Here is a 6,352-nt window from a genome sequence, read left to right on the forward strand (position 1 = left end):
CGCCGCCCCGCCCGCCGTTGCGCCCACGGTTGCGCCCGCCTCCGCGGTGTCGCCCGGTGCCTGTGAGGCGCCGCCCACCGTAGTTCCGCCTGCCGTCGCGTCCACGGTCGCGCCCGCTTCCGCTACGTCGGCCGCCGCCGCGTCACCTGGAGCCGCGCCGGTCGGGGGGTGTGTGGGGGAGTTGAGCGGGAATCAGCAGGCCGTCGGGAGGACGGTGAGCCTTTCGCATCAGACGATCCCCGCCGCCTACACCGCCATAAAAGTGGACGTCGGCAAGGCCACCACAACCGCCCGCGACCTCACCAAGCGCCTGCGCAAGCTCGTCGGCCTGCCCGACCTCCTCATCGCCGCCGTCGCCCGCCTGCACCAGGACTTCCCGCTGTGCTTCGCCACCCTCATGGACGAGGGCACGGCCGCCGTCCCCGACGCCCCCAACGTGGGTGTCACGATCGATCTCGGCACCGGCCTGTACGTGCCGGTCATCCGGGACGCGCACGGCAAGGGGATCGAGGAGATCGCCGGGGAACTGGCCGGGTTCCGGCGGCTGGCCCAGCGCGGCGGGTTCAGGCAGGAGCACTTCGACGGCGGCAACATCGTCGTCACCCTGCACCACGACCGCGACATCGTCATGGCCATCCCCATCGTCTTCCCGGGCCAGGCGTGCGCCCTCGCGCTCACCTCGCCACAGCGGGAGGGCGAGCGCACGGTCGCGGTGATCGGGCTGGCCTACGACCATCGGCTGGTCAACGGCAGGGACGCCGTCCTGTTCCTCCAGGCGCTCAAGGAAGCGCTAGAGGCGGCGTCCTTCGAGGGACTGTAGGCCGACCAGGTCGTCGGGGGCGGCGTCGGCGGCATCGTCCACCAGGGACGGCAGCCGGGACCGGAGCGCCACGACCGCCAGCACCGCCATCGCGACCGCGAACAGGACGTACATCAACCCCACACCCCGCCCCGCCCCCGTCCCGATCAGCGCGCCGACGGTCGAGGCGAGCGGCCCGTCCGGGGCGAGCAGCGGGTCGAACACCGCCGCCCCGTACGGCGCCACGAGCCCGAACCCCAGCGGCAGCGTCGACCAGGCGATCAGCGTGTTCAGCGCGAACACCCGCCCGTGGAAGCGCTGCGGCACCTTCACCTGCACGATCGTGGCGTAGACCCCGTTGAGCAGCGTCACCCACAACGACATCCCGAACGCCCCGACCCCGATCGTCACCAGATCAGCCCGCAAGCCCGTGACCAGGCAGAACGCGGCCAGCGCGAGCGTGCACCAGAGCACCGCCCGCATCCGCCCGTGACCGGGCCCGCCCCACACCGTCATGGCCAGGCCGCCGAGCAGCACCCCGAGCCCCGACAGGAACGAGATCCGCCCCACGTCCTGCAGCCCCGCGAACGACAGCACCAGCGGCGAGATCATCAGGAAGAGCGGCGACAGGAACACGTTCAGGACCGCGAAGAACAGCAGCATCCGCCGGAACCCGAGCTGCCCCCACGAATACCGGAACCCGGCCACCAGCTCCGTCATGACCGGCTCCTTGCGCCGCCAGGCCATCGTCCTGGGGAAGCGCACCAGCAGCGTCACGGAGATCGCGAACACATAGCTGACCACGTCCAGGACCAGGATGCCCCCGAGCCCGACGACCGCCATCAGCCCGGCGGCCGCCAGCGGCACGATGAGCTGCGTCATCCCCCCGGCCATCTGCACGATGCCGTTCGCGTGGCCGAGGTGCCGCTTGGGCACGAGCTGCGGCACCGCCGAGCTGTAGGCGAGGCGCTGGAACGTGAGCGCCACCGACAGCAGCGCGAGCAGCGGGTAGATGTGCCAGGTCTGCAGGTTGCCCGTCCACAGCAGCACGCCGAGCAGGAGCTGCGTCCCGAAGGCGGCGAAGTCGCCGCCGAGCATCACGGTACGGCGGTCGCTCCGGTCCACGATGGCGCCCGCCAGCGGGGCCACCACCATGCCCGGCACCAGGCCGAGGACGGCGAGCAGGGCGAACTGGGCCAGGGAGCCGGTGGTGAGGTAGATCCAGAGGGGAATGGCGAACTCGGTCAGCGCCGAGCCCATGATCGACACCAGCTGGCCCCCGGCCACGACCAGGAACCGCCGCATGCTGGGCTGCGGCCCCGCGAGCGGGACCCGAGCCGGGGCCGGGGCGGCGGCGGGGGCTGGCCGAGCGGATGTGGCCGGAGCCAGGGGAGCGGCGGGGACCGGGCGCGCGGACGGGGCCGGAGCCGGGGGAGTGGCGGGGACCGGGCGAGCGGAGGGGGTTGCCGCCGGAGCTGCCGCTGGCGGAGCGGATGGGGCTGTGGCGGGGGACGGCGGGGTGAGACGGGAGGTGTCGTGCAGGCGCCAGTTCGGGCCCGAGGCCGGCTCGCCCGTGTCCAGAGCGAGGTGGGTGCGGGTCACGATCTCGGCCAGCTCCTGCGCCCGATATTTCAGGAAAAAGTGTCCGGCCTCATCCAGCTCCACCACCGCGGCCGTCGGACTCAGGAAGTGCCACTCGCGATACCGCTCCTCGAAGTACTCGGTAGCCGGATCCCGCTCGCCCGCCACACTGATCACCGGCGCCCGCAACGGCTCCACCGCGCTCTCGAACAGCCCGGTGAAATACTCCTCCGCCGCCTCCGTGTCCTCGCGCATGTTCCTGATGATGTGCCGCGCCTGCCCCGCATCGAGCTCGCTCATGTCGAGCCCCATCGAGGTCAGCCAGTTGGCGTAGCTGCGGTCGCTGCGCAGGTACTCCCGCCGCGCCAGCCGGGACAGCGCCGCCAGCACCCGGTTCCCCGGCCGGGCGAACGGGAAGATCGCCCCGATGTAGACCGCTTCGAGCCGCCGCCCGGCCGCCTCCAGCCGCCGCGCGATCGCGACCGTCAGCGCCGACCCGACCCCGCAGTGCCCGTACAGCGCGAGCGGCCCCCGTACCTTCTCCAGGATCTCCCGCACGCAGCGGTCGGCCACCTCCTCCAGGGGCAGCCGGTCCTCGTCCAGCCCCACGTCGTGCCCGGGGATCGCGACCGCCCACAGCGCGTGCGTGGCGGGCAGCGCGTCGGCCAGCGGCTGGTAGGCCACCGCGGCGCCCCCGCCGTACGGGACGCACACGTACGTGAGCTCGGCATGGACGCGGCGCGGCGTCAGCTCGTGCAGCAGCCCGCGCGGCCCGGCGGCGCCGCCGTCGGCGAACGCGGCCAGCTCGCGCACCGTCGGATGCTTGAACAGGTCCACCACCGCGACCGGCGACGGGAGCCGCCTGCGCAGGCGCGCCACGACCTTAATGGCCATCAGCGAGTGCCCGCCGACGTCGAAGAAGTCGTCGTCGATGCCGAAGTCCGCCCCGTCGAGCACCTCCGCCCAGACGGCGCTCACCAGGCGCTCGGTGTCCGTCTCCGGCGCGGTGCGCGTTCCGGCCGGAGCGGCCGAGGGAGCGGGCAGGCGGCGGCGGTCCACCTTGCCGTTGGCCGTGAGGGGGAGGCTCGGGAGGGCGACGAAACGGGCGGGGATCATGTACGCGGGCAGCGTCTCGGCGAGGTGGGCGCGCAGGCGCACCGGGTCCGGATGCGGCGTGACCACGTACGCGACGAGCTGCGCTCCCGTGCCCTGCCCGTCGGTCGTGACCACGCACTCGGTCACGTCGGGGTGGCGGGCGAGATGGGTCTCGATCTCGCCGAGTTCGATCCGGTAGCCGCGGATCTTGACCTGCGCGTCGGCCCGGCCGAGGAACTCGATGACGCCGTCGGCGGCGTACCGGCCGAGGTCGCCCGTGCGGTAGAGGCGCTCGCCGGTGAGGGGGTGGGTGCGGAAGGAGGCGGCCGTCCGCTCGGGGTCGCGCCAGTAGCCGGTGGCCACGCCCGCGCCGCCGATGTACAGGTCGCCGGGCACGCCGACGGGGGTGTCCCGCAGCCCGGGGCCGAGGATGTGGAACGTCTGGTTGGCGAGGGGGCGGCCGTACGGGATGGAGGTCCAGGACGGGTTCACCCGGCCGATCGGGTACGAGATGGACCAGATCGACCCCTCGGTGGCGCCGCCCAGACTGATGACCTCGGCGTCCGGGGCGAGGGCGCGGATGCGGTCGGGGAGCGTCAGCGGGATCCAGTCGCCCGACAGCAGGACCAGGCGCAGGGAGCGAAGGTCGGTGCCCTCGTGCTCGGCGTGGTCCACCAGGAGCTCCATGAGGGCGGGCACGGAGTTCCAGACGGTGACGCGTTCCCGCTCCACGAGGCGGGCCCAGGCGGCGGGGTCCTTGTCGTCGGCCGGGTCGCCCATGACCAGGGTCGCGCCGACGGCCGCCGCGCCGTAGACGTCGTACACGGACAGGTCGAAGCTCAGGGCCGAGAGCGCGAGGAAGCGGTCGGCGGGGCCGACGCGGAAGCGCTGGTTGAGGTCGCGGACGGTGTTCAGGGCGGCCTGGTGCTCGATCATCACCCCCTTGGGGGCGCCGGTGGAGCCGGAGGTGAAGATCACGTACGCGAGGTCGGCGGGGGAGGCGGGGCAGTCGAAGGGCGGGGCGTCCGCGTCCGGGAGCACCGCGAGCCGGGTCACCCCGTCCGGCCAGGACAGGTCCAGCCAGGGCTGGGTGACGGCGATCGCGCATCCGCCGCGCTCGATCAGCTCGAAGCGCCGCTGGTCGGGCAGGTCGGCGTCGATCGGCAGGTACGCCGCCCCGGCCGCGTTGATCGCCAGCACCGCGACGACCTGCTCCCAGCCCCGCTCCATCACGACGGCCACCAACCGGCCCGGCCCGGCCCCGGCGGTCCTGAGCTCGGCGGCCAGCGCCCGCACCCGGCGGCGCAGCTCCCCGTACGTGATCTCGCCCCCGGGATGCCGCACCGCCACGGCCCCGCTCTCCGCGCCGGCCATGACCGGCTCGTGCAGCAGGTCCGGCGGGCCGAGGTTGACGGCGGTGTCGTTCCAGCGCCGCCGTTCCTCCAGCTCCCGCGGCGTCAGCAGCTCCAGCTCCGACACCGGCGCCGCCGGATCGGCGGCCACCCCCTCCAGCAGCGTGACCAGATGCCCGGCCATGCGCTCGATCCGCTCGGCGGAGAACAGCGCGGTGTTGTAGACGAACAGGAACGACCCGCCGCCCCCGGTGTAGAGCTCCAGGTCGAACCGGGTCGCCCACACCCCCGGCTCGAACCCCTCCAGCGTCAGCGGCCCCGGCTGCGGCTCGCCGCCGTAGTTCTGCATGGCGAGGATGACCTGGAACACCGGCGACCTGGACGGCTCCCGCGCCACGTTCAGCTCCGACACCAGCCGCTCGAACGGCACCTCCTGGTGCGAGTACGCGTCCGTGGCCAGCTCCCGCACGCGGTCCAGCAGCTCCGCGAACGACGGATTTCCGGACAGGTCCACCCGCATCGCCAGCAGGTTGACGAAGCACCCGATCAGGTTGTCCAGCTCGGGGAGCGCCCGCCCGGCCACCGGCGAGCCGATCGCCACGTCGTCCTGCCCCGCGTACCACCCGAGCAGCACCGCGAAGGCCGCCAGCAGCACCATGTACGGCGTCGCGCGATGCTCCCCGCCCAGCCGGTCCAGCCGCTCGGCCAGCTCGGGGGAGATCGCGAAGTGGTGCGCAGCCCCGTCGTGGGTCAGCTCGGGCGGCCGCGGCGCGTCGGCCGGCAGCTCCAGGGGCTCCAGCCCGGCCAGCCGGTCGCGCCAGTAGCCGACGTCGCCGTCCGCGCGTTCGCGCTGCCAGGCGGCGAAGTCCCCGTACGTGATCGGCAGCTCGGGCGCGGTCCCGCCGGTGCAGAACGCCAGGATCTCGCGCAGCAGGAGGTTCGCCGACCAGCCGTCGGCCGCGATGTGGTGCACGGCCAGCGCCAGCACGTGGTCGTCGGGCGCCAGCCGTACCAGCAGGGCTCTCATGACCGGGCCCGTCACCAGGTCGAACGGCTCCATCAGGAACGGCCCCACCAGCTCCCTGGCCGCCTCCGCCGACCCGGCCGCGGCGACGGTCAGCGGGACCTCGGTCTCGTCCGACACCAGCACGTCCGGCTGCCCGTCCGCGCCGGCGGGGAAGCGGGTGCGCAGCGGCTGGTGGCGTTCGCAGACCCTGCGCAGCGCCGCCGCCAGGGCGTCGGCCCGGAGCGGCCCGCGTACCCGTCGCACCAGCGGGATCGTGTAGGTGGCGCTCCCGGGGGCGTACTGCTCCATGAACCACAGCCGCTCCTGCGCGTACGACAGGGGCGGGGGCCGGTCGGCGGGCAGCGCGGGGATGACCGGCCGCGATCCGCCGCGCCTGCGCAGCCGCTGGGTGAGCAGCGCCCGCTGCGCCTGCGTCAGCTTGGTCATGAGCCCTCCTTCGTCGGTCTCATGACCAAGGTGCTGTGCTTATTGATGACCTCGACAAGCTCGGTCAATAAC

2 protein-coding genes are annotated in these 6,352 nt (G+C 73.4%); one reads left to right on the forward strand and one right to left on the reverse strand.

Going from position 1 to position 6,352, the window contains the following annotated elements; translation table 11 throughout:
* Nucleotides 1-214: 214 nt before the first annotated feature.
* Nucleotides 215-820, forward strand: a complete 606-nt coding sequence (locus tag ACWDX9_RS57905; protein WP_449971822.1) for a 2-oxo acid dehydrogenase subunit E2 — start codon at nt 215-217, stop codon at nt 818-820.
* On the opposite strand, the gene ACWDX9_RS57910 is transcribed toward ACWDX9_RS57905, so the two are convergent.
* Nucleotides 791-6,280, reverse strand: coding sequence for a non-ribosomal peptide synthetase/MFS transporter (locus tag ACWDX9_RS57910; RefSeq protein WP_449971825.1), 5,490 nt, complete (start codon nt 6,278-6,280; stop codon nt 791-793). The two genes, ACWDX9_RS57905 and ACWDX9_RS57910, sit on opposite strands and share 30 nt — an antisense overlap.
* Nucleotides 6,281-6,352: the final 72 nt, after the last annotated feature.

The sequence above is a fragment of the Nonomuraea sp. NPDC003201 genome, from assembly GCF_053590415.1.